General features: G+C 56.9%; 17 protein-coding genes, 2 tRNA genes and 1 other annotated feature. Of the genes, 4 read left to right on the forward strand and 15 right to left on the reverse strand.

All coding sequences use genetic code 11. The annotated features are described in order from the left end of the window. Nucleotides 1–24: 24 nt before the first annotated feature. A complete protein-coding gene (locus tag AC0CW1_RS11025) occupies nucleotides 25–1,251 on the reverse strand; it encodes a MalY/PatB family protein (RefSeq protein ID WP_488184140.1) in 1,227 nt (408 codons plus the stop codon). A gap of 2 nt (nucleotides 1,252–1,253) precedes the next feature. Beyond that, on the reverse strand, nucleotides 1,254–1,412 hold the full coding sequence (locus AC0CW1_RS11030; RefSeq protein ID WP_488183100.1) for a hypothetical protein: 159 nt from the start codon (nucleotides 1,410–1,412) through the stop codon (nucleotides 1,254–1,256). Between the two features lie 207 nt (nucleotides 1,413–1,619). On the opposite strand from AC0CW1_RS11030, the gene AC0CW1_RS11035 reads away from it, so the two are divergent. The 3 genes from AC0CW1_RS11035 (at nucleotide 1,620) to AC0CW1_RS11045 (ending at nucleotide 5,288) form a co-directional block, all read left to right on the forward strand. Then, nucleotides 1,620–2,474: a response regulator transcription factor gene (locus AC0CW1_RS11035; protein WP_488183101.1), complete on the forward strand. Its 855-nt coding sequence runs from the start codon at nucleotides 1,620–1,622 to the stop codon at nucleotides 2,472–2,474. Then, nucleotides 2,471–4,228 (forward strand): sensor histidine kinase, encoded by a 1,758-nt coding sequence (locus tag AC0CW1_RS11040; protein ID WP_488183102.1) that lies wholly within the window; start codon nucleotides 2,471–2,473, stop codon nucleotides 4,226–4,228. The genes AC0CW1_RS11035 and AC0CW1_RS11040 overlap by 4 nt, the downstream gene beginning before the upstream one ends. Before the next feature lie 79 nt (nucleotides 4,229–4,307). Beyond that, on the forward strand, nucleotides 4,308–5,288 hold the full coding sequence (locus tag AC0CW1_RS11045) for a hypothetical protein (protein WP_488183103.1): 981 nt from the start codon (nucleotides 4,308–4,310) through the stop codon (nucleotides 5,286–5,288). A 128-nt stretch (nucleotides 5,289–5,416) separates the two neighbouring features. On the opposite strand, the gene AC0CW1_RS11050 is transcribed toward AC0CW1_RS11045, so the two are convergent. Next, the gene (locus tag AC0CW1_RS11050) at nucleotides 5,417–5,596 is read right to left on the reverse strand and encodes an H-type small acid-soluble spore protein (RefSeq protein ID WP_488183104.1); all 180 of its coding nucleotides are present in this window, start codon (nucleotides 5,594–5,596) and stop codon (nucleotides 5,417–5,419) included. Nucleotides 5,597–6,075: 479 nt separating this feature from the next. Between AC0CW1_RS11050 and AC0CW1_RS11055 the strand changes: the two genes are divergently transcribed. Next, nucleotides 6,076–6,444: a DsrE family protein gene (locus AC0CW1_RS11055; RefSeq protein WP_488183105.1), complete on the forward strand. Its 369-nt coding sequence runs from the start codon at nucleotides 6,076–6,078 to the stop codon at nucleotides 6,442–6,444. Nucleotides 6,445–6,487: 43 nt separating this feature from the next. Here AC0CW1_RS11055 and AC0CW1_RS11060 read toward each other — a convergent pair whose 3' ends face one another. The 12 genes from AC0CW1_RS11060 to AC0CW1_RS11115 form a co-directional block, all read right to left on the reverse strand. Then, entirely contained in the window at nucleotides 6,488–7,411 is a 924-nt protein-coding gene (locus AC0CW1_RS11060; protein ID WP_488183106.1) for a DMT family transporter, read from the reverse strand. Between the two features lie 243 nt (nucleotides 7,412–7,654). Further along, nucleotides 7,655–9,631 carry a methyl-accepting chemotaxis protein gene (locus AC0CW1_RS11065; protein ID WP_488183107.1) on the reverse strand — a complete coding sequence of 659 codons (1,977 nt, stop codon included), beginning with the start codon at nucleotides 9,629–9,631 and terminating at the stop codon, nucleotides 7,655–7,657. 449 nt (nucleotides 9,632–10,080) lie between these two features. After that, a complete protein-coding gene (locus tag AC0CW1_RS11070) occupies nucleotides 10,081–11,361 on the reverse strand; it encodes an McrC family protein (protein WP_488183108.1) in 1,281 nt (426 codons plus the stop codon). Between the two features lie 12 nt (nucleotides 11,362–11,373). Continuing rightward, a complete protein-coding gene (locus tag AC0CW1_RS11075) occupies nucleotides 11,374–13,992 on the reverse strand; it encodes an AAA family ATPase (protein ID WP_488183109.1) in 2,619 nt (872 codons plus the stop codon). A gap of 85 nt (nucleotides 13,993–14,077) precedes the next feature. After that, nucleotides 14,078–14,905, reverse strand: a complete 828-nt coding sequence (locus AC0CW1_RS11080) for a Wadjet anti-phage system protein JetD domain-containing protein (protein WP_488183110.1) — start codon at nucleotides 14,903–14,905, stop codon at nucleotides 14,078–14,080. Then, nucleotides 14,874–16,037, reverse strand: coding sequence for a Wadjet anti-phage system protein JetA family protein (locus tag AC0CW1_RS11085; protein WP_488183111.1), 1,164 nt, complete (start codon nucleotides 16,035–16,037; stop codon nucleotides 14,874–14,876). Before AC0CW1_RS11085 ends, AC0CW1_RS11080 begins: the two co-directional genes overlap by 32 nt. Nucleotides 16,038–16,406: 369 nt before the next feature. After that, nucleotides 16,407–16,658 (reverse strand): hypothetical protein, encoded by a 252-nt coding sequence (locus AC0CW1_RS11090; RefSeq protein WP_488183112.1) that lies wholly within the window; start codon nucleotides 16,656–16,658, stop codon nucleotides 16,407–16,409. A 7-nt stretch (nucleotides 16,659–16,665) separates the two neighbouring features. Further along, on the reverse strand, nucleotides 16,666–17,937 hold the full coding sequence (locus AC0CW1_RS11095; protein WP_488183113.1) for an NAD(P)/FAD-dependent oxidoreductase: 1,272 nt from the start codon (nucleotides 17,935–17,937) through the stop codon (nucleotides 16,666–16,668). 289 nt (nucleotides 17,938–18,226) lie between these two features. Beyond that, nucleotides 18,227–18,823 (reverse strand) — a sequence feature (23S ribosomal RNA rRNA prediction is too short). Nucleotides 18,824–18,885: 62 nt separating this feature from the next. Further along, nucleotides 18,886–18,961: transfer RNA gene (locus tag AC0CW1_RS11100), tRNA-Trp, on the reverse strand. Nucleotides 18,962–18,966: 5 nt separating this feature from the next. Next, nucleotides 18,967–19,041, reverse strand: a tRNA-Arg gene (locus AC0CW1_RS11105). A 196-nt stretch (nucleotides 19,042–19,237) separates the two neighbouring features. Next, on the reverse strand, nucleotides 19,238–22,156 hold the full coding sequence (locus tag AC0CW1_RS11110; RefSeq protein WP_488184141.1) for an S-layer homology domain-containing protein: 2,919 nt from the start codon (nucleotides 22,154–22,156) through the stop codon (nucleotides 19,238–19,240). Between the two features lie 52 nt (nucleotides 22,157–22,208). Next, entirely contained in the window at nucleotides 22,209–23,465 is a 1,257-nt protein-coding gene (locus AC0CW1_RS11115; RefSeq protein WP_488183114.1) for a hypothetical protein, read from the reverse strand. Nucleotides 23,466–23,533 lie beyond the last annotated feature (68 nt).

Consider the following 23,533-nt stretch of genomic DNA (forward strand, 5'->3'; position numbering starts at 1 on the left):
TTGCGCTTCACGCTTTTTGCAATGTCATTCCCTGTCTCGCAAGGCGGCCTCGATCCGTTCGAGTCCCTCCGCCAAAAGCGCTCGGGGGCAGCCGAAGTTGATGCGGGCGAACCCGGCGCCGGGCCGGCCGAAGGTGAGGCCGTCGTTCATTCCCACCTTCGCTTTCTCCACGAAAAAGCGTCTCAGTTCGGCCGGCGGCAACCCCAGCCCGCGGCAGTCAAGCCAGCCCAGATAAGTCCCCTCGGGTTTAAAGACCTTGAGTTCAGGCAGCCGCTCTTCCACAAAGCGCATCAAAAAGTCCGCATTGGCCTCCAGGTAGGGCAGCAGTTCATCCAGCCATGTGTCGCCATGCCGGTAGGCTGCCTCGGCCGCCGCCACGCCGAAGAGGTTCCCTTCGCCGAGGCTGAGGGCGAGCAGGTGCTGCCGAAACCGCTTTCGCAACCGGTCATCGGAGATAATCACGAAGGAAGTGTTCAGTCCGGCGATATTGAAAGTCTTGCTGGGCGCCACACAGGTGACTGTGCGGGCTGCCGCATCCGGCCCCAGGGCTGCAAAGGGGATGTGGCAGTGTCCCTGGAAGATAAGGTCGCAATGGATCTCGTCAGAGAGGACGATGATGTCCCGCTCCCGGCAGATCTCGTGAAGACGGCACAGTTCCGCCTCGGTCCAGACGCGCCCCACCGGGTTGTGGGGACTGCACAGGACGAGCATCTTGACGCCACTGTCCAACTTTGCCTCCAGGTCGTCGAAGTCCATCTCGTAGCGGACGTCCACCTGGCGGAGCGGGTTTTCCACCAGCCGGCGGCCGTTTTCCTGGACACAGCGGAAAAAGGGCGGGTAGACGGGCGACTGGATGACCACGCCGTCGCCAGGTGCCGTGAATGCCTGAATCGCCAGACTGATCGACGGCACCACGCCAGGCGCCAGGGCGACCCAGTCGCGCTCAATGGGCCAGCCGTGGCGACGGCCAAACCATTCGACAACCGATTGGAAGAAGGCCTCGCTGCGGACATGGTAGCCATAGACCCGGTGGGCGGCCTTTTCCTTCAGGACCTCGATCACCGCCGGAGGCGAGGGGAAGTCCATGTCGGCCACCCAGAAGGGGAGCAGGTCGTCCTTACCGAAAACCTCCTGGAGGTTGTCCCATTTCAGGCAGTTGGTGTTGCGTCGGTCGATCCGTTCGTCAAATGCGCAGGGTATCATTGTCAGCGTCATCTCCGTCGTCGTCATGTTGTCAACCACCTCGCTCATCGTCACCGCCGGTTCCTCGTTGCCGGCATTTTTTTCATTTCCGCAACGTCGATCATCTGATCGCCCATCGGCTGCTGTTGGGTCTTCTCGTCAAGGGAATATGCCGCGCTGCCGAAGTTGATCGTCTCCGTAACGCCGTCGGGGAAGACCGACTGTTGCACCGTCCGGTCCGCCATCCGCTAACGAAAGTCGATCATCTCGCTTTTAGCGCTGACCGGCGCCCTTCAGCCGCCATCACAGAAAACTTGTCTGCTCATTTAAGCCTGAATTAAGATTCGTATTATTTTTAATACAGGCACTTCTCTTATACTGTTCTTAGCGACGCCGCTGATTCCCTTCTTAGACTCGCTGAAAGGAGCTATCGTCGATTGGACCCTACACAATCTGCCATCCGCGACGCCAACGGCCCGCCCCTGCGCATCCTCCTGGCCGACGATGACCCCGAACTGCGCGAACTCGTCGCCGGGTACCTGGAGCATGACGGCTACGCCGTTTTGCTCGCCGCCGATGGCGAGGAAGCGCTCCGTTTGGCCCGTTTGGAACGGCCTGACCTGGTTATCCTCGACGTGATGATGCCCAAACTGAACGGCCTCGACGTCTGCCGGATGCTGCGCGATGAACTGGAATGCCCCCTCTTCATCCTCTCCGCTCGGGGCGATGAGCCGGATCGCATCCTGGGCCTCAACCTGGGCGCCATCGACTATGTGGCCAAGCCCTTCAGCCCTCGCGAACTGGTCGCTCGCGTCAACGCGCACCTGCGCCGCCGCAACCGTCAGGCCCCGGTCGAAGCGCCCATCGTCATCGGTCCGCTAAGCCTGGATCCCGTTCAGGCCGAGGCGCGACTAAACGGCGTCCCCCTCGACCTGCGCGCCAAGGAGTGGGAACTGCTGCGCCTGTTCGCCGCCACACCGGGCCGCGTTTACACGAAGCAGCAGGTCTATGAACAGGTTTGGCATGAAACCTACTATGGCAACGACAACACGATCATGGTGCATATCCGCAGCTTGCGCCGCAAGCTCGACGACACCCTCCCCGGCGCCGGCGACTGGCTGGAAAACATCCGCGGCCTCGGCTACCGCCTGAAAGCGCCGTCAGCGACGCCAGCTCCGGCGACAGCCCCAGTCCCAGCAGCATCGGCAACCTTGACGGCGTCACCAGCGGCGACATCGTCGCCAGCACCTGTGCCGGCAACGCTCCCCGGGTCTCAAGGGGAACTGCCATGAAAATCCGCACACAAGCCTTCTTTTTCTTCCTCTTAATCTCCGGGGTCGCCGCCGCTTCCACTCTGCTCGGCACGCTGATCCTCTACCATGAACTGCTGCGCCCCGAGTACCGCGCCCTGGAGCGCCGTCAAGCCGTCGCCCAGATCGAGCGCTGGCAGGAACGCTTCCAAACAGAACCGGTGGCCCCCGTCGACCCGGAGCTTGCCGAAAGGAAAAGTCCCACAACCCTGTCACTCGCCGCTTCTGAAACCAGGGAACTGCGCCAGCGGAGCGAGCGCGCGGGTCAAGGCGATCATCTGCATCAGAACGACAGCATCCGTCTGAGCACAAACGCCCAACAGAGCAACAGCGCCCATTTGAGCGATAGCGCCCGACAGAGCGACAAGGCCCATCAAAGCGCAAACCGCCAGCGCATCATCGACGAGCTTTCCTTTGACCAAGACCTGCACCTCTCGCCAGCTTCGGTGCAACTGATCGACGACACCGGGCAGGTGCTCGTGACGAAGACAACCTGGAACCCCCGCAACGACCCCGACATCGCCGCCAACGATCACTACCCGGACCAGTACACACCGGCCCAACTGATTGAAGCCGCCCGGGTGCCCCCGCTGGATCGGGCCGAAGGGCTGGAATCCTTGTTTGAACCGGAACAGACACCGCCGCTGCCGCCGGCGCGCGTCGAAAAGACCGGCTATGAAGCCGCCTCAATAATAGTCGACGGGGAAACCTATTACCTGCTCCTTCGCTACGAAACACCTTCCCCTGTGACTCCCCAATACCATGACCTCCAGGAGCGCACCGTGCTGCTCGCCGGCGTTCCCCTCACCGTCGTCGCCGGGATCGTCGCCGTCAACCTGGTGGCCGCCCTGGCCTTCTCCTGGCTCCTGAGAGCGCCCCTGAAAAAACTGGCCGGCGGACTGGAAAACATGCGCCGCGGCGATACGAGCTTCCGCATCAACTCCTGGCGCAAAGACGAATTCGGCGACCTTTTCGCCGTCTTCAATCAGTTGAACACCGCCCTCGGCGCCCTGAAACAGCGAGAACAAGAGATCGCCGGCAGACAGCGCGACCTTTTCGCCGGCTTGTCCCATGACCTGCGCACCCCGCTGGCCTCCATCGAGGGCTACGCCGAAGCCCTCAGCGACATCGCCTACCGGGAACCGGAACAGTCTCGCAAATACGGCCGCATCATCCACGCCAAGGCCCTGGTCATGGGCCGCATCGTCGACGACCTCTTCTTGACGGCCAAACTGGTCCACCCCGACTTTAGCCTGCAAACCCGTCCCGCCGACCTGGCCGAACTCATCCGCCGCTGGACCGCCGACATCCTCCCTGACATCGAACTGGCCGGGCAGCACCTGGACGTCGACATCCCCGAAGCCGCCCTCTATGCCAGCGTCGACACCTCCCATCTGGAACGGGCCGTCAAAAACGTCCTAAAAAACGCCATTGAACATAACAGCCCCGGCATCCGCGTCCATGTCACCCTAGCCGCCCAGGGGGACACCGCGCTCCTGCGCATCGCCGACACCGGCATGGGTGTGCCCGTCCACCTGAGGGAGCGTCTCTTCGAACGTTTCGCCCGCGCCGACACAGCCCGCAACAGCAAAAAAGGCAGCACCGGCCTCGGCCTCGCCATCAGCCGCGAGATCATCGCCGCCCACGGCGGCAGCATTCTCCTGGAACCGTCGCCGCCGGAAGGGGGCGCCGCCTTCCTGATCCGATTGCCTCTCGCCGCGCCGCACATGCCCTAGCTCTCTCCCCTTGATCGCAAATGAACCCAGATACTTCGAATGAACTACCCAGGCAAAAATCCGAGTTGAGGTGACCGCCATGTTTTCCCCCGACAACGACAACAGCGACCAGGCTAAGCGCCCGGCCTGCGCCCTCTGCGGCTTCCACAACGGGCCACTGCTGCCGGTGCAGCAGGGCTGGATCTGCCCCCAATGCGCCGCCGAGGCCAGCCAACCGAAGACACCGCCGCCCTCCGGCAGCGCCATGCCTTCCGGCAGCGTGACACCCCTCACCGGCTCGACGCCCCCCGGCGGTTCGGCGCCGCCCGGCGACTCTCCTCCCCCTAGCGGCGCGATGCCCTCCGGCAGCGCCATACCCTCCAGCGGCCCCATGCCGCCGGGCGGCGCAAGGCCTCCCGGCAGCGCCTTCCCCCCCGGCGGATATGCCGGTCATCACCATCATTCCGGCGGATACAGCTACCCCTCGCATCCGCAAAAACGCACTGCCTTACAGCGTTTCGGCTTCATGGTCATCTCTCTGATGCCCGGTGTCGGTCAGATGTACCTCGGCCTGATGCGCCGAGGGGTGCAACTGCTCGCCCTCTTCTGGGGCGCTATGGCGCTGTCAGAATGGAATATCTTTCCTGACTCCTTCGGACTCCTCCTGCCGGTCATCGTCGGTTATGGCTTTTTTGACGCTTACCACCTCAGGCGAAAGCGCGAGGCCCGCATCCCCCTCGCCGACGACAGCATCGAAGTCTTTACCTGGCTGATGGACACATGGCAGCGCCGCCCCGGCCGGATGGGCGTCATCCTGCTGGCCCTCTCCGCACTGATCATCCTAGACACGCCTTTGCCCCACAACGGAATTTTCCGTTACTATGCCGAGTACTACTCCTACCTGAAAAGCATCGTCTTCGGGGGAATTTTCGGCATCGGCGGCCTGGCCCTCCTCTTGCGGCACAAGTCGCGGGAGGAAGTCTCAACGCCGGCAGCGCCGGTCTTTACGTCGCTGGCGCAGGAGGGAGGGCGCGTCTCGGAAACCAATTCGGAAGCCGACTCAAAACATGCCCGCCAATAGCCTGTATTTGTTTATGCCCTTAGTATCGCCTTACAGACGTTGATACTGTACGGCTAGTCAGCGTAAAAAATCGCCCTTCCTCGTCCGCTGCATTTTGGACGATGGGAGGGCGATGCTGTTTCCTGTTCCTAATGGCGCTCCTGCAAATCGGCGATGGGCACCTCGATCTGGTTTCCGGGACCCAGCAACTTCACCTGGGCGATGCCATTCTGTGGATCGACCTTCTCGATCCAGACGGGGCTGTGCTGGTAGAGCACCTCGATCGTCGACGGCGAGTTGAGTATCTCTTCGGCTCGTTTCGCTTGCATGCGACCACTCCTTGCTACGCTATCAAAAATAGCATTGCAAAAAAACAATAATAAATACACGGAAAAGGATGGAGAAGTGACGAGCCAATATCCCATCGTGAGACTTTTCGCCTCCCCGCAAGTTGGCAACCCGAGGGAAACCAGCGAGGCCGAAATCCTGAAACTGTATCAGAAGGCGTACCAGTAGCTAGCAGCGAATCTCCTAGGAAAGCAAAAGACCGGCAGTTTGATGGCCTATAGCCGTCCGGACTGCCGGTCTTTATATTTACTTCACGGTCGCGTTCAGACCCAGCGTCGACTGGACATCTATCATCAGTAACTCATCGGCGTTAATTCCCCTATAAAACACCTGGATTTTTTCTTTTCCTTGCTCCACGCCCCTTGTTTACGGGAAGATCCCGCAGTATAATAATCCTGGGTTATATACCCCTTCCGGGTATAGGTAGATTTTTGTCGAAAATGATTGGAGGCGTCTGTTTATGAGTGATTCCCCTGCCTTTTTGGCCACCCTGTCCTTTGACAAATCTGATGAGAACCGTGTCACCGTCGCCTTTACCTTCGCCGTGGAGGCGCTGAAAAAAGGGCATACGGCCGGTCTCGTGCTGCTGATCGAGGGCGTTCGCGTCGCCGAACAGGGTCATGTTGACTCCATCGATATCGGCGCTCCCTTCCGTCCCGTCAAAGAACTGCTGGAGGAGTTTCTCTCCCTGGGCGGTAAACTGTACATCTGCGCCGCCTGCCTCTACCATAACCACGTCGAAAACCTGATGCCGGAGGCCATCATCATCAAGGGACCCGACATCGTCGACCTGTACATGAACGCAAAGAGCGTGGCCCAGTTCAACTAATCCTTTTTCCAAAGGTCAATCGCGGTGTTGCGACTGACGACTTTTACGCGCCTTCCTTGATTTCGACCGCTTGTTCAGGTCGAACCGTTCCCCTCGCCTTTTCCCAGTTCACCAAGAAGATCGCCAAAATCACCATAGCGCCGCCAGCGATCTGGACGGGCAGGACGCTTTCGTTCAGGAACAGATACCCGCAAAGGACGCCCACGATGGGCACCACGTTCAGGTAAAGCGTGGTGACCGTCACGTCAAGTCGCTGGAGGGCGTACATGTACAGGAAATAACAGAGGGCCGAGCAACAGACAGCAAGAAAGAGGATATGGGCAAAAGCGGTCGGGGAAAAGAGGCTCCACTGCTCCCGTTCGATCAAAGAGAGCGGCGCCAGGAGCAGCGTTCCCAGCAAGGTCTGGTAGGTGGTGAGGGCGAGACCGGAATAGCGGGCGAGAGACTTGCTCATGAGGGTGTAGACGGCCCAGCACAGCATCGCCCCTAAGACCAGCAGGTTTCCCAGGAAGGTGTCGGAGGTCAGGTCCATCTGGCCATTGGCGGTGACCGAGAGGTACGTGCCGACCAGGGAGGCGCCGATGGCCACCCATTGAATGGGCGACACCTTCGTCTTATAGATGGCGATGTCGAGTATGATCGAGAGGACCGGAACGACCGACGTAATCAATGAGGCGTTGGCCGCTGTCGTCAGCTTGACACCGCTGTTTTCAAAATAAAAGTAAAAGGTGACGCCGAGCGCCCCGGCCAGGAGCATCCGCCAGCGGTCGGTTTTTTTCAGCGTCGCCGTCGGCTCTGTCAGCCGCAGCGCCCCCCAAAGGAGCGCCGAGGCGATGACAAAACGGATCAGCGCCATCGTCACCGGCGGCACCTCAGCGACGGCGATCTTGATGCTGATAAAGGAAATCCCCCAGAAAAGGACGGTGACGAGCATCGCCAGGTTGGCCCAGAGATTGACCGAGAACATGCTACAATACTTCCTTCCTCTTGCTATCGTATCTATTCATAATAACGCACTGCGCGAGAATAAGACAGAAAAAAACGGAAATTCTTTTTTGCTCGTTCAGCCAAACGTTTTTTTCCTCATGCGACCTGATACTCCTGCTCGGGTAATGCGCCCTGGGTAGGATGCTGCCGCGTAAAAAACGGAAAGAGGAGCCCTTTGACCCCTCTTCGGCATTACCTATCGCCTCGTCGCGTCTTTTTCCATCTAAATCCGAAAATGCGCGATCGACTCCTTCAGTTCCTCCGACGTCGTGCTGTTTTCGGCGGCGACGGCGGCGATCGTCTCCATGGCCGCCGTCGTCTCTTGTGTCGACGCGGCGATCTGCTGGGCGTTGCGGGCCGTGTTTTCCACGACCGTCGCCAGCCCGTGGATCAAGGCGACGATTTTCTCGGAACTGGCCACTTCCTCATTGGTGACGTTGGCGATTTCCGATACCTTTCGCACCGTCTCATCGACATTCATCAGGATGTTTTCCAGGGCGCGGCGCGCCTGATCGGCCACCTGAACGCCTTTGTCCACCTCATCGCGGCTCTGGCTGGTGGCGACCATCGCCTCTTGCGTGCTCTCGGCCACCTTTTTCACCAGCACGGCTACCTCTTCAGCGCCCCGGTTCGATTCCTCAGCCAGCTTCCGCACCTCATCGGCCACGACGGCAAAACCACGGCCCGCTTCGCCCGCCCGGGCCGCCTCGATGGCGGCGTTTAAGGCAAGCAGGTTCGTCTGGCTGGCAATGGCGGTGATGGTGTCCGTGATCATCTCGATCTGCTTCGAATAACGGCTCAGTGTTTCCATCGACTGTTCCGCCTCCACGGTGCGTTGGCGAATATTGTTCATGCGCTGCACCGCCTGGCTGACCGTCTCTTTGCCTTCCTGGGCAGCCTTCTGAGTCACATGCGACGATTGGGTCGCCTCTTCCCCGTTGCACTTGGCGATCTGAATCAGCGACGAAAGTTCCACCAGCACCTGGGAGACCTCTTCGACGGCCTGATTGCCCTTTTCCGCGTCCGTGGCCAGTTTGTCCACGTTCTGGGCCACATCGCTCGCCGTCGCCGTCACCTCTTCGCTGGACGCCGCCATCTCTTCCGATGATCGGGCCAGGCGCTCCGCCGTTCCCTTTACCTGTCCGATCAATTCCCGCAACTGCGCCGTCATCCGGGTAAAGGCCTGGGCCAACTCGCCCAATTCGTCTTCCCCGTCGACGTCGATCACGGCTGTCAAGTCACCGGCAGCAACCGCCCCGGCGCTTTCCATGACCGACCTGATCGGGCGGACCAATGTGGCTGCCAGGAAAAAGGCGAAGCCCAACGCGACGGCGATGGCGGCAGCGGCGACGATGACGCCAATGGTCAACTGTTGTTTGGCCGCCGCCAAAGCCTCTGCTTCCGGCACCTGGGTGACGACGGCCCACTTTGTCTGGGAGACGACGCCGTAGCCCGCAAGTTTGCGAACGCCTTCCCAGTCATAGCTTTCCGAGCCCGACTCTCCGCGGAGCGCCTTTTGCACTGGCGGCAGGGCGCTCACGTCGGTCTGCTGACGAATCAAATCCGGATTGGGATGGGCCAGCAGCTTGCCGCCGTTGTCGGTGACAAAGGCGTATCCGCTGTGGCCGACCTTGACTGCGTTGACGATGGCCGCCAGTTTCTCAAGATTGACAACCCCCAAGAGGCCGCCAGCAAAATGGCCCTGGCCGTCTTTCAAGGGAACGCCGACGATGACAGACGGTTTTCCGGTCCCTTTCGCGATCAAAACATCACTGATCACCAGGGACGCCCCTTTTTGGAGATCCTGAAAGTACTTGCGATCCGATATGTTCTGCAGTTGTCCCTCTGTCCGCACCGTCTGCTGACCGTCGGGCCGGACGATGATGAGGCCGCTCATGTCGTCAAACTGGCTGCCCGCCGCTTTCATAACTGGCAACTGGCGGGCCGGATCCATCGACGCCACTTCGGGTGTCTGGCTCAGGGTGTTCAAGACACTGATGCGAGCCGAGAGCACATTTTCAATGTTGACGGCCAGGTTGCCAGCGAGAGCCTTATTGCTGTCATAGGCATTTTTCTTTAGTTCCTGTTGGCTCATCGTTGTCGTGATAGCCGTGACCGTGAGGAGCGGCATGATCCCGATGAGGGCAAATGCGAGGACCAGCTTACTCCGCAGGCGCAACTTGGCAAACCAGGACGCCATGGGCGATCATCCTTCCACGATATATACATCGTTTCAACTTGTGATGAAACTTCTCCATTGAATGAATGCAGTGCGTTTGCCGATTTGCTTCCTTCAAGCCACTTTGCATGTATCCACCGATCCTTTGGCCGCCGACACATCCTGCTTAGCCCAGGAAAAAGATGCCGTTCAACACCGCATTCAACTCACATCGATTATGTATTAGTCTTCTTTTAGACAATCCTGAGGGAAAATCCTTCTTGGCCCCGAAAGGACGATCGAATTCCTTCAGACGGTCCCTCAACAGGTTTCCTTAACAGGGTTTTCTCCAACAAGAGCTGACTTTTGGGCATTTTAGGCCAGCGTAAACACTCCCCCTTGGTAGAAAATCGCTTGACTTGTTGGGAAAAAAAGAAAACCGGGATCGAACCGGTCCTTTCAAAAAAGGTTACTCTCCCCTCCCGATGGATTCAAGCGACTTGGATCAGCCTCAACGCCTGTCTGATCAGTTCGTCCTGCTCGCCTTCCCGCACCAGCCGGAGCAGTTCTTCGATGCATACATCTCTCACCCACAGCCGGCCAACATATTCGGTTCCCGGGAGCAGGTCGACTTCCCTATCGGGGTGGGCCGGCAGGTCGGCGTAACGAGGGTATAGGATGACGGAGCGATGACCTTTTCCGGGGCCCCTCTGAAAGCGCTGGGCATAGAAGGCCAACTGAAATATATCGGCCGTCTCTACATGTTTTTTGCCGTAGTTTTTATATTTCGTGTCCAGAACGATCACTGTCCCCGACTCCCGTTCTGTCACCAGCAGATCGGGGATCACCTGCCGGTACGTTTGGCCGCCGGCCACAATGGCGTCGCGCACCGTCTGTTGAGCGCTGACCCGGTATTCCTTCGGCAGATAGCGCCGCAGCAATTCCCGGACGAAGGCCTCGAAGAGTTCGTTCATGTTCACCAACATGGAGTAAAAGGATTGTTCGTGGAATCGAAAGAGGTTCTCGGCAGCCAACTGCCGGAACAGATACCAAGCTAAGCGATGGGCCTTCTGGTAATGGCTGTTCAACCGGTGGTAGCGAAAATCAGGCCATTGCTCCACCTGGTAGGGCTGACAGTGGACTTCCCATTCGGAGCGATAGCGGTTGAGCCGCCGCCGCGTCTCCGGGACCAGGCGGTAACGGCTTGCTACCGCCAAGGCCGTCAGTAGAACCTGGTTTTCTGGGATGTCGGTCACCAGTTCGTCATAGCGGCAATAAATCCGTTCCGGCGAAGCAGGGTTCTTTTGCAGGTTGATGAGATAATCGGGGCGCCCTCGCAACAGGCGGAGGCTGTCCTCTTCTGTCACATACTCCTTGACGATGCCCCGCTTCCACAGATCATCCAGTTCGTCCAGATAGAGCCGCACGAAAAGTTCCATCAGGTCGCTTTTTCCGTGGGCGCTTTCGGTCTCCCATTTCCGATGAAAGGGAATGCCTTCAATAAAGGCGACCATCTCCAGCAGAGAGGCGAAGCCCCGGTGGAACTTCGGTTCAATGACGATGCGGACCCGCTCCAGTTCGATCACACCGACCCAACTGGTCGCCTCCAGGTGCAGGCCGGTCCGCAGTTCCCGGACAACGAAGCGCCGTTCCCGCCCTTTTCTTCCTTCGACAACGGACAGCCCTTGCAGGTACTCTCGCTCTGCATCGCTCAACCGGTAGCCGTCGATATGCAGTGAGCCATACTCCGGCGTGGCATGAACTTCTTTCATCATGCGAAGGCCCTACCGGTCCCGGAAGTGCTTGACAAGCGCCGAGATGAAGATATCATCGCTCTCCTGGAAGATTTCGCTATTGATATTCATGGCATCGGCATCGACAAAATCAGCGCCGACGATATCGGCCAGTTGATCGTAATCGTCGAAACAGTACTCCTGTACCAGCGGGATGATCTCCAACTCATAGATCCCTTTCAGTTCTTCGATGGTCCGAATCGGTTCTCCCTTTTGCATCAAATAGGCATGGCCGATCTGTTTGTCCCTGCCGCCGAACTCGACGAGGCGGCAGTTGATCTTGTCCAAAATGGTCTTCAGGCGGATCCCTAGGCCGTCGATCTCGTAGTCAAGCAAGGTGAGATCGGGCATGCATTCGATAAAGGCGAAGCGACGTTTGAGGGCCGCATCCATCATCTTGATGCTCCGGTCCGAGGTGTTCATTGTGCCGATGATATAGAGGTTGCCCGGTATGGAAAAGCGCTCCTTGCTCTGGGGCAAGGTGACTTCAACGCCGCGCTTGTCTTTCTCGATCAGCGTGATCAGTTCGCCGAAGATCTTCGGCACATTGCCCCGGTTAATCTCATCGATGATCAGGTAGTGGGGCATCTTCTGGTTTTCTTCCGCCTGAGCGCAAAAGTTGACAAAGATCCCTTTCTCCAAGCGAAAGGCCACCTGACCGTTTTCCGCCGGCGCTGGCTTATAGCCCTCGATGAAGTCCTCGTAGTTGAAGGACGGATGGAAGGTGCAGAGGACGGATTGGGTGCACCTCGATGTGACCGCGTCGAGCAGTCGCGCCGATTCGGTATCATCATTTTCAACGAGGTAGTCTTTTACCCATGCGGCAAAGTCGGGCGTCGACTCGAACATTGTCCCTCGATTGCCCATTTTCCCGGCTTGCGTATTCTGGTACTCTGGCGTGTTCTTGACAACGTCGTAAGGGATCGGAGTGGCAAAAGGCCGAACTCCTTTGATGGACAACATCTCTCTCGCCTCATCGAGAAAATCAGCGACCTCGGCAATACCCACAAATCCACTTGTGTCGCCGGTTCCCTTGCCGCTTTGATAACAGAGCACCTTGTCTCCAGGCCGAGCCCGTCTGTAATTGCGCTGTACGGAGCGGACTTTAAATTCCTGCACTGCGCCATTTGTCAGGATATCCTTCCAACGAAAATCAAAGCGCGGCGACGTCACTATGATCCACACGTTTGTAGCAGCCTCTTCAGTTCGGGTGAGCAACTTATCTTTGATGTACTTCCAGCGGATGAACTTGCGCGCCAGGAAGGTCTTACCAGTGCCCGGCGGCCCATAGAGGATGCACTGGCCTTTTCGTTCCAGCGATGATTCCAGGCGAGTGAAAAAGCGTTCTTCCTCAGCGGTGAAGGTTTCCACGAACATGGGCGCTTGCGGCTGCGCTTCTTGGGGCGATCGCTGCGCCCAAGACGTTTCTGAGGATGGGCTCTGCTCAGCCTGCCCGATTTCACCGGATATCCATTCCACATAGTTTTTCCGGCTGACTTCCTTTATCGTCGTCATGGCCCAGTAGGTCTGCTTCGGGATGTTTAGCGGCGGCTCAAAGGACTTCTCCCAGTCCACATAGACAACATGCCGGAAGGTGGGAAGATCGCTGCGATATTCGTAGCCTTTTTCGTTAACCTTTCCAACACCGACGATTTGACTCATGCCTTTGTTGGCAATGACCCAATCGCCGGGCTTCAGGTTGTAGAAGTTCCAGAGTTCATTCGCCTTGCGGGTGTTGGCGGAGAGATTATCGTGAAAGTTGTGTTTCAAGAAGGCGCTCTTGAATTCGTCATAGTCTGGGTAATGACGAAGATCGCCCATCTCGTTCCAGCCGATCGAGATGTACCCGCCGGCAAGACACTCTGGCCACAATGCAGCGCCTTCACCGGGAGCGATTTTGAAGTATTTCTCTTCGCACGTGAAGTGGGTATATAAAAAATCTTTGATCGCCACAGAGATGGCCGTGGCGCTTGCGGACTGCCAGGTCTGGCGGACCCCGGGATCGCCCCATCCCTCTCGGGCCCATGCATCGAAAGCCTGTTTCAGACGGAGGTTGCAGAAAGTGCTATCCCTGCCTTGCCATTCTGCACGAGGTACATCCATCTCCTTCAGGAACTGGTGAAGGTGTTCCAGTTTGTAAATGGGGAGGAACTTATCGGGATGGTACAGGTAAAGGACTTTCCCCTTCAACATGTCCCGGCCGTTGAGCAGGGAGTCTTCTGCCATTTCCCCGGCGGCATCGCCATCATATCCTTCGAGCAGGCGGACCAAGTCGGCGCGCAGGCGGAGCCACGCTTCTTCAGGTGAGCGAAAGGTCTCAGGGTATTTCCAGGCCGCTTCCTTGGCGCTGTAATAGATGATCAGTTTGACGGCGGTTCCGCCCCGGATGCTGCCGAGGGGGAGCGTATTGTACTCCAACCACCAGCAGAAGGATTCTTTTTTGGACTTACCCAAGGCGTACCGCCCCAGGGACATGTCAGCAAGGGATGATCGGGGAAATTCGTGGAGGAAGTCTTGATGACGTCGCTCGGACAGGCGGAGCGTTTCCGCAGGGTACTGGGCGAGGAAGGATTCGAAAAGGGATTTGACTGGTTTATCTTGATCGCTCATCGGGAGAAAAACACCTCCGCTGCATCCAGTTCTTCTTATCATTTATAGTATCGAAATCTAACGTCAAATTCGGCTAGCCAATCACCTAGATGTATCCCTCTGCTTCAACAACCGGTATCGCTTCTTGCTCCAGCCATTTCCCATGAGCAAGCATGTTTTTAGTTAATGGATGCCATCGCGCGTATTGCCCTTCTTGCTGCAACCGCCGCAGTCGCTCTCCGTACTCCCCTGAAAAGGGGATGCCTTTATCGACATGCCGCGCATACGCCTCCACATCCATCAGCATCGGCTGGAGCGCCGGAAAGAAGTGAGCCTTGAGGAACTCGAAAATCGCGATCCCGCCGGCGTCCATGTCGCCCCAATGATAGCAGTCGAGCCGGTTCACTTCATTTATGTGGTTTCTTCCTGGCTCCACTTGAGCACGACAATTCCCCTCACTGACCTTCTCGCCGATGCAACGCAGCAACCGCTGAATCTCGCGATTGGGAAAACCGCCCGTATAGATGATGACGGCCCTCTTCCCTGCCTTTTCCGCTTGCTGCACCAACTGATGGTAGCTCGTCAGGTTCTCCACAGTGATGAGGCGCGGCGCATCGATGACCAGGCCGCGGATATCCTTCACCGTCTGCCCGCTCACCCCGAGTCCCCCAGGTACGTCAGCCGACACCTGACGACCCTGGGCCAACTGCAACACAATCGGCCCCGCCAGCAGCACCATCTGTGGATGCTTGAGCAGCCCGACCGCCTGCAGGTATTCCTCGTCGGAATTATACTCTGCTTCCAAATACCGCCTCAACAGCGGCGCCAACCGCTTTTCGATCCGCTGTTCAAAAGCCTTCGAATCACCCAGCACGGACTGGCTGAACAATCGCTTGGGGATGCTATCCTCCACTGCGGGGAGCGCTTGGAGCACCTTCACAAGTTCCTGATATCCAGGCTGGTCGTCGATATCCAGCCGCGCTGTCTTCCGAGCGGCCAAGGCGTCGTCCGTCTCCAGCCACCATCGCCGCACCCACTCCCAGGGGTGGTGCTGCAAGGGGCTCCGCCGCCGCATCATCGGCCTCTTTGCCGAGCCACTCCAAGAGACCGGCCAACTGCTGATCCATCCCATGGTTGTGCTGGCTCAGATACCGCGCCCGATCATAAGAGGCGCGCAGGTACTGGTTGTGGCGCAGATCGATCTGGTAGAAGACATCGTCCAAACCCCGATAGGCTTCCTCGATAAAGAGCAACGCCCCCCGCAGGCGCTGTTCCCCCTCTTCCCGTTCCGTGAAAAACTCGTTGCGCAGACCCTCTTCGATGGCCCGCTCAAACCAATCCTTGTTCCAAAGGGATTGCTGCACTGTCTCCAAAATCCGTTGCCGGTAACGGGAGACGTGATCGGACGTCTTCAACCGGTGATAACTACGGTCCACAATCTTGGCCTTGTACTCATCGAAGTGGTGATTCAACACATCGCTGATGGAGGACTTCTGGGCCACCTGCTCCATGTGATGTTTCATATTGTTAACGAGGATGTTCAACTCGTCCTGAAACTGCTGGGTGATTTTCTCCGCTTCCAAGACGGCCAGGCCCGGTCGGAGCTTGATCTCCTCTCCGGTCAGCAGTTGATAGGTGAGAAATGTGAAGCGCTGGTACTCGACAACCCGCTCCTCACAGAGGTCTTTCAGCACAGCCAGGACACGGCTTGTATAGAAGGGCAAGACCACGTACTGGCGGAAATTCTCCCGCGTCTCGATCTGGATCCATCCCAGCCGATCCAATCGCCGGAGGATGGCGTTGGCCTTCATCCGGAACATATCGTCATCCAAGGAGGCTTGCCCGCTCGGCGCTTCCTGCTCCTCCTCCACATCGAAGACAACCCCTTCCTCCTCCTGACTCTCCACCAACTCCTGCATCAAGTCGCGGAGCACATCCAAGGCGATGCCGAAGCGGGTGAGTTGATATTGTTGATAAATGAGGAACACCGCTTCGGCAAAGATCTGCCGGTTCTTGCCGGAGAACAATTGAAAGAACTTGTCTGGCAGGATGTCAAAGAGTTTCATGGAGGACCTCCGTGTTGGTAAGGCTAATCGGGTCAGTTAGGGGTTGCTGGGGGTTGCTTAATTTTGTCTAATCGATTCATACCATAGGAAGCGATAGCAGTACCCATAACATTATAGACTATTTCGTGTTCTTTCGAGACTAACATTCAAAAAATTACTTTTTTACATAAATATAGCGAAAAAAGGCCGGACTCTTCCAGCGGCGAGTCCGGCCCTCTCGATATAACGACTAATTCACGCACCGTCTGCAACAATGTTTTCCGTCGTGATTTTCTGCTTTACCTTTTTTCTCAGCGTTTGCGTCGTAAACACCTTTCCCTGCGTGGCCAACAACAACTTTTTCATATCTTCTCTTCGCTGGTCATCGGATTAATTATCAGAACCGCTCACTATGCACCCCACGCGGTTCGCTTCTAAAACAGGTGTCCCACTGCCCATTAAAGGATCGGCGATGGTGATGCCTGACAGATTGTTAGCCTGATGAAAGTTATCCTTCAGTTCGCCTTTTCCGAATTCGGACAGCAACAGACCCCGAAACAACGTTCCGGGACGCCGCTCAAACCATTTATGAACGCCGATGATCGGCCGGGTAATTTTGCTGGTTCCAGGGAGTCTATCCATTTTTGCTTTACTTCCCCCATTTTGCCGCCGCTATTGAACACGACTCCGTCCCTGCGACACCGGCGCCCAGTTTGCTTTTTCGCAAAACCAGCCGCAATCCGCCCAGCATGAACAGATATCGGCTATCCACCATCGCTTTGACCATCGCCGCCATCCTGCCGCGCAGCGGGATCCCCATGATCAGGCCGACGCCGTCGTGGGAACCGAGAGAAGCGATTGCACCTTTCAGATTTGGCGCAAAGGTTTCCAATTCTTTTCCGCCCCTCACCAGGATTTTCAGATTCTGAGCACAGGTCACTGCCTGCAGCACAGCGAGTTGCGCCGTCGGTGGAAAGGGGCGGTCTGACCCGGGAGCGGTGAAGGCCGAGCAGTCGCCGATGACGAAGATCCGGTCGTGACCAGCCACACGCAGATCCGGTGTCACGGGAATCCGTCCCCTCGGCGCTTCGAAGACCGTTCCACAGACCAGGCGGTTTCCCTGGACTCCGCCGGTCCAAAGGACCGTCGCCGGTTCGATCCGCTGCTCGCCCTCTGGGCCTTCAATCCAGACACCTTCCGCGTCGACCGACCGGATGCGTGTGTTGAAATGGAACTCCACCCCTCGCGCTTCAAGAGACTGCCGGGCATAGGTCGATAAAGCGGGAGCAAATCCTGGCAGCAACCCGGGGCCGGCTTCTACACTGATCAACCGGATGCGCTGGCGGAGAACGCCGTATTTGGCGCACCAGCGAGGGAGTTGTTCCGCCAATTCACCCATGAGTTCGATGCCAGTAAAGCCAGCGCCGCCGACAACGATCGTAAGTGTTGCTCCCGACACTCCCAATGTGGCGTGCTCGGCAATTCGTGCCTCGATCTGCTTGCGGATCTGTTTCGCCGAGTTGAGACTTCGAATGGCCAAGGCGTGCTCGGCGATTCCCGGAATCCCGAAGGTGGCCGGTTCAAAACCGAGGGCGACCACGAGAAAATCGTAATGTAGCGGTTTGCCGTGGCAGAGGATCACCTGCTGCTCTTTATCCCGGATCTCCAGCACCGTGTCTTTGATCAACCGGATTTGCCGGGTATCGATGACATCTTGAATAGGAAGGCAAATCTGACCGTCATCACTGCTACCGGCAGCGATTTCATGGAGCAATGTTGTCTGGTAGTGATAGTGATGTTTGTTAACAAGTGTAATCTCTGCTTCTCCCCGGCGGAGTAACTTTTGCAGCCGAACGGCTGTCATCAGCCCGCCATAGCCTGCTCCCAGAATTATTATTCTTGGTTTTTTCGATGACATCATCAAACACCCCGCTAAAAAAATAAAAAGACATCAAAAGTTCTATCCCTCTGATGTCTTCAAATGCTATCTGCTGAACGCTCTATCCACCGTTCCACATTTCCATTCGCTTACAATGAGTATTCTATTATTTTTCGTCTCGTCCGTCAATGAAGTCCCCCTAAAAATCGCTAATCACGCGACAGGCAACCGATGAAGCTTAGCAGTAGCGGCATTTCGCCTTGAACGCCTTGGTTTAAAGACGTTAAAATCAAAAAGAGGTCTATCGCAATTAAAGCGATAGACCTCTTTTTACTCCATCAAAACTACACAGAGTTAATTTTGCAAAGCAGCAAGTGAAGGTCAAGTCCTCGACCGATTCGTACCCGTCGACTGGCAGGGACCTGTGTTTTTGCTAAACAGTCGCCTGGGCCTCTTCACTGCGACTCCCTCGATGCCATTGATTAAATAGCTCGCTGGAGTACCCCTTCTCCCGAAGTTACGGGGTCATTTTGCCGAGTTCCTTAACGAGGGTTTGCTCGCGCGCCTGAGGATTCTCTCCTCGCCTACCTGTGTCGGTTTGCGGTACGGGCACGTTACATCTCCCTAGAGGCTTTTCTTGGCAGTTTGGAATCAGTGACTTCGCTACTGAAGTTCGCTCCCCATCAGACCTTCGCGTATTGTGTCCCGGATTTGCCTAAGACACCGCTACCGTCCTTGGCCATGCTCGACCAGCGGCATGGTTCACTTATCCTCCTGCGTCCCCCCAAGCGGAGCTTAATAATATCATGTCGTTTCGCGATTGTCAACGGTTTTTTTAATCAATCCATTGTAATCGCTTTTTTTCGCGGACACCGTTGTCTTGCTGTCCGCGACACAAGGAGTATCTTATCACCAACTTGGCGATATTGCAACGGGGAAATTCCGGAAGATCCGTTTCCCACGTTGGTTTGCCCATCGTTAAGATAGGTTTGGCAGGGGAGACAGGACTTGAACCCGCAGCCTACGGTTTTGGAGACCGCCGCTCTACCGATTGAGCTACTCCCCTATGTATGGTGCGCCCGGCAAGAATCGAACTTGCGCACCTGGTTCCGGAGACCAGTGCTCTATCCACTGAGCTACGGGCGCGTCATGGTCTGCTTTAACAGGCGTAACAGAACAGGATTGCATCTTATCATGCTTATCGGCAAAAGTCAAATGGAAACAGGCGTTATTGCCGGCCCAGTTGGGGACAGCGCCAATCCAGGATAAAAGAAAAAGGCCGGACGATGCCGGCCCAAGCGCATGTGAGGAACCAGATTTTTAAAAAGTCCTTTGCAGCCCATTACTTTTCTTTCTTAACAACCGGCGCCTCTACGGTGTATGTGGTCGATGCGGCTTCGATATGACCCGCAGCCCAATATTCCGGTAGCACGTCGGTCCAAGTGGTTTTCTTTAATCCCGTCAACGGCTTCCGACCAATCACTTCGTTCATGATCACCACGATCTCGGCACGTGTCACTGCTTGGTCGGGTCGGAAGAGCCCGTCGGGATAACCGTTGATCATGTTTGCTCCAACCATAGCGGCAACGGCATGTTCCGACCAGTGCCCCTTTACATCGCTAAAGGTCTTTTGCCCTTTATCGGTCAAGTTTTTCCACTTGGTCACCAGTGTGGCCAATTCCCCCCGCGTTACATGCTGGTCGGGTCGGAACGAGCCGTCGGGATATCCCTGGATCAACTTCATCCCATTGAGCTTTCTGATTGACTCAATGGCCCAGTAGTCGGGAGGAACATCTGTAAAATTCCCTGCGCTGATATCTTCTTGACCGCTTATCTGCCGGGCAAAGATGACTGCCAGTTCTCCCCTGGTGATCGGTTGTGCCGGTTTGAAGGTACGGTCGGGGTAGCCGAACACGTAGGGCTTAATAACCACATGGGTGTCCGGAGCCGGTTTAGGCGGCGTGGGACCCCCACCTCCTCCGCCTCCGCTTTGACCACGCCTATCAGCCCGGACTATGGTAAATACGCTGAACTGGTCGATTTCAATGGTGATGCCGACCGGGTTGTTCTGGTTGTCATACTGGATGGTTCCCGATTTTACTTCTTCCGTTCCATCGGAGTGTTGCACCCAGACCCTCAGCGCAGCCAGATACGCATTGCGTTCACTCGGTGACGCCGGCAGATTCGCATTGTGCAGGGGGAATGTGACAAGTGTTCGCCGGCTGTTCAGGTTCGTCTCAATAGTCATAGGCCTGCCAACCACTTGAATCTGTGAGCCCGAACCACCTATCACCTGGATGACAGCTGCGCTGCTCCTGGCAGCCTCTGTCTGCCGGACCACTTCAGGCTCGCGCTTGATGGGAACAACACGGAAGTACAGATCAATGCCATCATTGGTCAAGGATTGAACGCTATCCTGCGGGATCGTGACTTTGACATCGGGACTGGCGATTTGCAGGTTCATCTGGTTAGCGCCCAATCTGGTGATGGCGTCCCTGGCAACCTGCACATTGAAGACATCGGCTTCCCGTGCCTGGACATCAGAAGCAAGATCGATGTGCACTGTCCTTTGATTTTGCTGAACCGCCTCTTGAACACTTTCAGCGGCTTTTTCCTCGCTGAGCAAAACGGTGTCGACCTTGTTTGTTCCTTCCACCGTGCGGGAAACAGCAACTTCTGCCGCTGTGACGCCATTCTCTCCAGCCTTGACATCGACCGTGCGCACCTGAGGCGTCCCGCTAATCGTTTGGTCCAATGGTTTCACGACGAGGAAAAATGTTTTCTGGACTGTTCTCCCGCCCAGCGTGAGCGTAGCCGTCATTGTAACGGAAACATCGCTGCTACCCTGGGCCGGACGCAGTACAGTTCCGTTGGGAGATATAGTCGCGGGCTTGCTTGACGACCAGGTAACCACGACGCCGTTCGTCCCTCCCGGCAACGTGATGTCTCGAGTAACATTGTTCCACGCATCAGCCGCCTGGGTTGCATCGCCTAGCCAAAAGCCGATTGCAAGGCCTCTTCTGACTGCTTCCAAGGGGTCGTCTTCCGTTCGCACAACCGTCACTGTATAGGTTTTCGTGGTGTTGTTTGGGGCCGTGACGACGACCCTGATGGTGTTGTTTCCAACGGTCAGCGGGATGGATGCGCTGGGCTGACCGCTTGCCACACTTACGCCGTTTACTTTTATCGTGGCGCTCTGTTGAGCGGCAGTCGGGGTGACCGTGATTGCATACACAGCATTCGCTACTGTCGCCTCATAGCCGGTTACACTGTTGCTAAAAACAGGCGACAAAGCGCCGCTGCTCAGAATTAATCCGCTTAAGTCAGCATTGCCGCTCAGGGTCGGTGTGACAGTGACCGTCGCCTGGGCCGACCTCCCTCCGTAAGACGCTGTAATTGTCGCCGTTGCCGGTCCAGTTCCGACTGCCGTCACCAGACCGCCTGGGCTCACCGTCGCCGCCAGCGCGTCCGACGTGGCAAACTGAGCAAGACTTGTAACATTGTACTGCGTGTTTCCGGGGGAGTACACGGCCGTTACCACCGTCTGATGGGTTTCTCCCATCGCAAGGCTATAAGAGGTAGAATCCAGCAGCAAGCTACTAAATACTGGCGGCGCAGCAGTGACCTCTACTGTAGCCTGGGCCTGTCGACCACCATACGAGGCGGTGATTGTGGCTGTACCGGATCCTGTTGCCGTCACCAGACCACTTGGACTCACCATCGCCACCTGCGTGTTCGTTGTGGCAAACTGGGCAAGGCTTGTGACATTATACTGGGTGTTTCCGGGCGAGTACACCGCGGTTACCACCGTCTGATGGGTTTCTCCGATCCCAAGGCCGTAGGAGTAGGAATCTAACAGCAAGCCACTCAATGTCGGCTGCGCGGCCCCGACCACCTGGGTCACGGTGAAGGTCACCGGCGTCATGTTCGTCGCCGTCACGGTCACCGTCGCGCTGTAGGTCCCTGCCGCCAGCCCGTCATTCGCCTTCACCGTGAAGGTTGTCGTGGGGGTTCCGCCGCTCAGCGTCGTTGCCGCCGGCTGGGTGATCGTAAAATTGCCAGCCTGCGCCCCGCTCAGGGCCACCGCCAGGCTCGCCAGGTCGCCTGTGCCGCTTCGCGTGATCGTCACGCTCTTCGTTTCCTGGCTCCCGCCTGTGTAGCCTGCCGTCAGCACCGTCAGCGTCTGGTTTGCGATGGCGTCAATGGTGTAGGTCGGCGCCGCGTCAACCACCTGCGTCACGGTGAAAGTCACCGGCGTCATGTTCGTCGCCGTCACGGTCACCGTCGCGCTGTAGGTCCCTGCCGTCAGCCCGTCATTCGCCTTCACCGTGAAGGTTGTCGAGGGGGTTCCGCCGCTCAGCGTCGTTGCCGCCGGCTGGGTGATCGTAAAATTGCCAGCCTGCGCCCCGCTCAGGGCCACCGCCAGGCTCGCCAGGTCGCCTGTGCCGCTTCGCGTGATCGTCACAGCCGCTCAGGGCCACCGCCAGGTTCGCCAGGTCGCCTGTGCCGCTTCTCGTGATCGTCACGCTCTTCGTTTGCTGACTCCCGCCTGTGTAGCCTGCCGTCAGCGCCGTCAGCGTCTGGTTTGCGATGGCGTCAATGGTGTAGGTCGGCGCCGCCGTATAACCGTCATCGACAGGACCCGTCTTGCCCCACCGGGTGACCTTATTCGAGCCGTTTACTTCCACCACTTCAACATACTGCCCGTCGGTGGCGGTGATCTCGAAGGCAGACGTCCCGTTGGTGTTCGCCGTCCAGCCAGACGAGACAAAAGCGGTGCCTGCGACCAGCGGCGTCGGAGCAGAGTTCACCGTCCTGTAATAGAACGTGTGGCTCACCTGTGCAGGCGTGCTGATGGTCAGCATCACCTTGTTCGCTTGGGCTTCTGGCGTTTTGGCAGCCGTGCTGGCTATTAACACGTCCGCTGAGTTTGCATTCGGGCTTACAGCAACGGACCCGTTGCCCGTTACTGTAAAAGCTACTTCTCCCGTGATCGTTTTTGCAAAACTGCTAACTACCATGACATAGGTACGGTCTGCGGTTAAAGACACGCCACTAATGGTCGACCACGGATTTCCATCCGTATCATCGTTGCCACACATCAAGTTCTCAAGTGGCTGATTGGGATTAAATGATGTGTCGTATAAAAGCATGACTGTGTCATTTGCCGGAGTAGGAGTTGATGGCGGTAAATGTGAGTTGGCGGCATCCACTGCGATCGTGTACGCACCGTCAACACTGGGCACCAAATTGCGTGTAAAGTAACTATAATCATCTGTCATCAACCAGTCTGCACCAACCGGATCTGTCCAAAGATAATTATACCCATTATAGTCTATTGTATCGCCGGGCTTCCAAATGGTGTTATAATCGGACATCCATATGTCGCTACCTAGCGCAGGTCGATGAAACGTATTGGCGCTTGTCAAAATCCCACCAAAACTTGTGGTGGCCGCTTGAGCCACATAACCAATAGAATTTACAAAAAGCATCGGTGTGAATACCAACAGTAGCGAGAGCAACACCGTGAACCCGAAGTGCTCCTTCTTCTTCAAACTGGCTCTGTTCAACTTTTCATCCCTCTTTCCCCCGCTTTATTCAACTGATGCAGGAGCCCCTTAAGCTGAATCTCTATATT

The organism is Heliomicrobium sulfidophilum, assembly GCF_057715735.1.

Coding starts and splice junctions, on each gene's coding strand:
- AC0CW1_RS11025 (WP_488184140.1), bottom strand. CDS start 1,251: ATGAGCGAGGTGGTTGACAACATGACGACGACGGAGATGACGCTGACA.
- AC0CW1_RS11040 (WP_488183102.1), top strand. CDS start 2,471: ATGAAAATCCGCACACAAGCCTTCTTTTTCTTCCTCTTAATCTCCGGG.
- AC0CW1_RS11045 (WP_488183103.1), top strand. CDS start 4,308: ATGTTTTCCCCCGACAACGACAACAGCGACCAGGCTAAGCGCCCGGCC.
- AC0CW1_RS11050 (WP_488183104.1), bottom strand. CDS start 5,596: ATGCAAGCGAAACGAGCCGAAGAGATACTCAACTCGCCGTCGACGATC.
- AC0CW1_RS11055 (WP_488183105.1), top strand. CDS start 6,076: ATGAGTGATTCCCCTGCCTTTTTGGCCACCCTGTCCTTTGACAAATCT.
- AC0CW1_RS11060 (WP_488183106.1), bottom strand. CDS start 7,411: ATGTTCTCGGTCAATCTCTGGGCCAACCTGGCGATGCTCGTCACCGTC.
- AC0CW1_RS11065 (WP_488183107.1), bottom strand. CDS start 9,631: ATGGCGTCCTGGTTTGCCAAGTTGCGCCTGCGGAGTAAGCTGGTCCTC.
- AC0CW1_RS11070 (WP_488183108.1), bottom strand. CDS start 11,361: ATGAAAGAAGTTCATGCCACGCCGGAGTATGGCTCACTGCATATCGAC.
- AC0CW1_RS11075 (WP_488183109.1), bottom strand. CDS start 13,992: ATGAGCGATCAAGATAAACCAGTCAAATCCCTTTTCGAATCCTTCCTC.
- AC0CW1_RS11085 (WP_488183111.1), bottom strand. CDS start 16,037: ATGAAACTCTTTGACATCCTGCCAGACAAGTTCTTTCAATTGTTCTCC.
- AC0CW1_RS11090 (WP_488183112.1), bottom strand. CDS start 16,658: ATGGATAGACTCCCTGGAACCAGCAAAATTACCCGGCCGATCATCGGC.
- AC0CW1_RS11095 (WP_488183113.1), bottom strand. CDS start 17,937: ATGATGTCATCGAAAAAACCAAGAATAATAATTCTGGGAGCAGGCTAT.
- AC0CW1_RS11110 (WP_488184141.1), bottom strand. CDS start 22,156: ATGACGCCGGTGACTTTCACCGTGACGCAGGTGGTTGACGCGGCGCCG.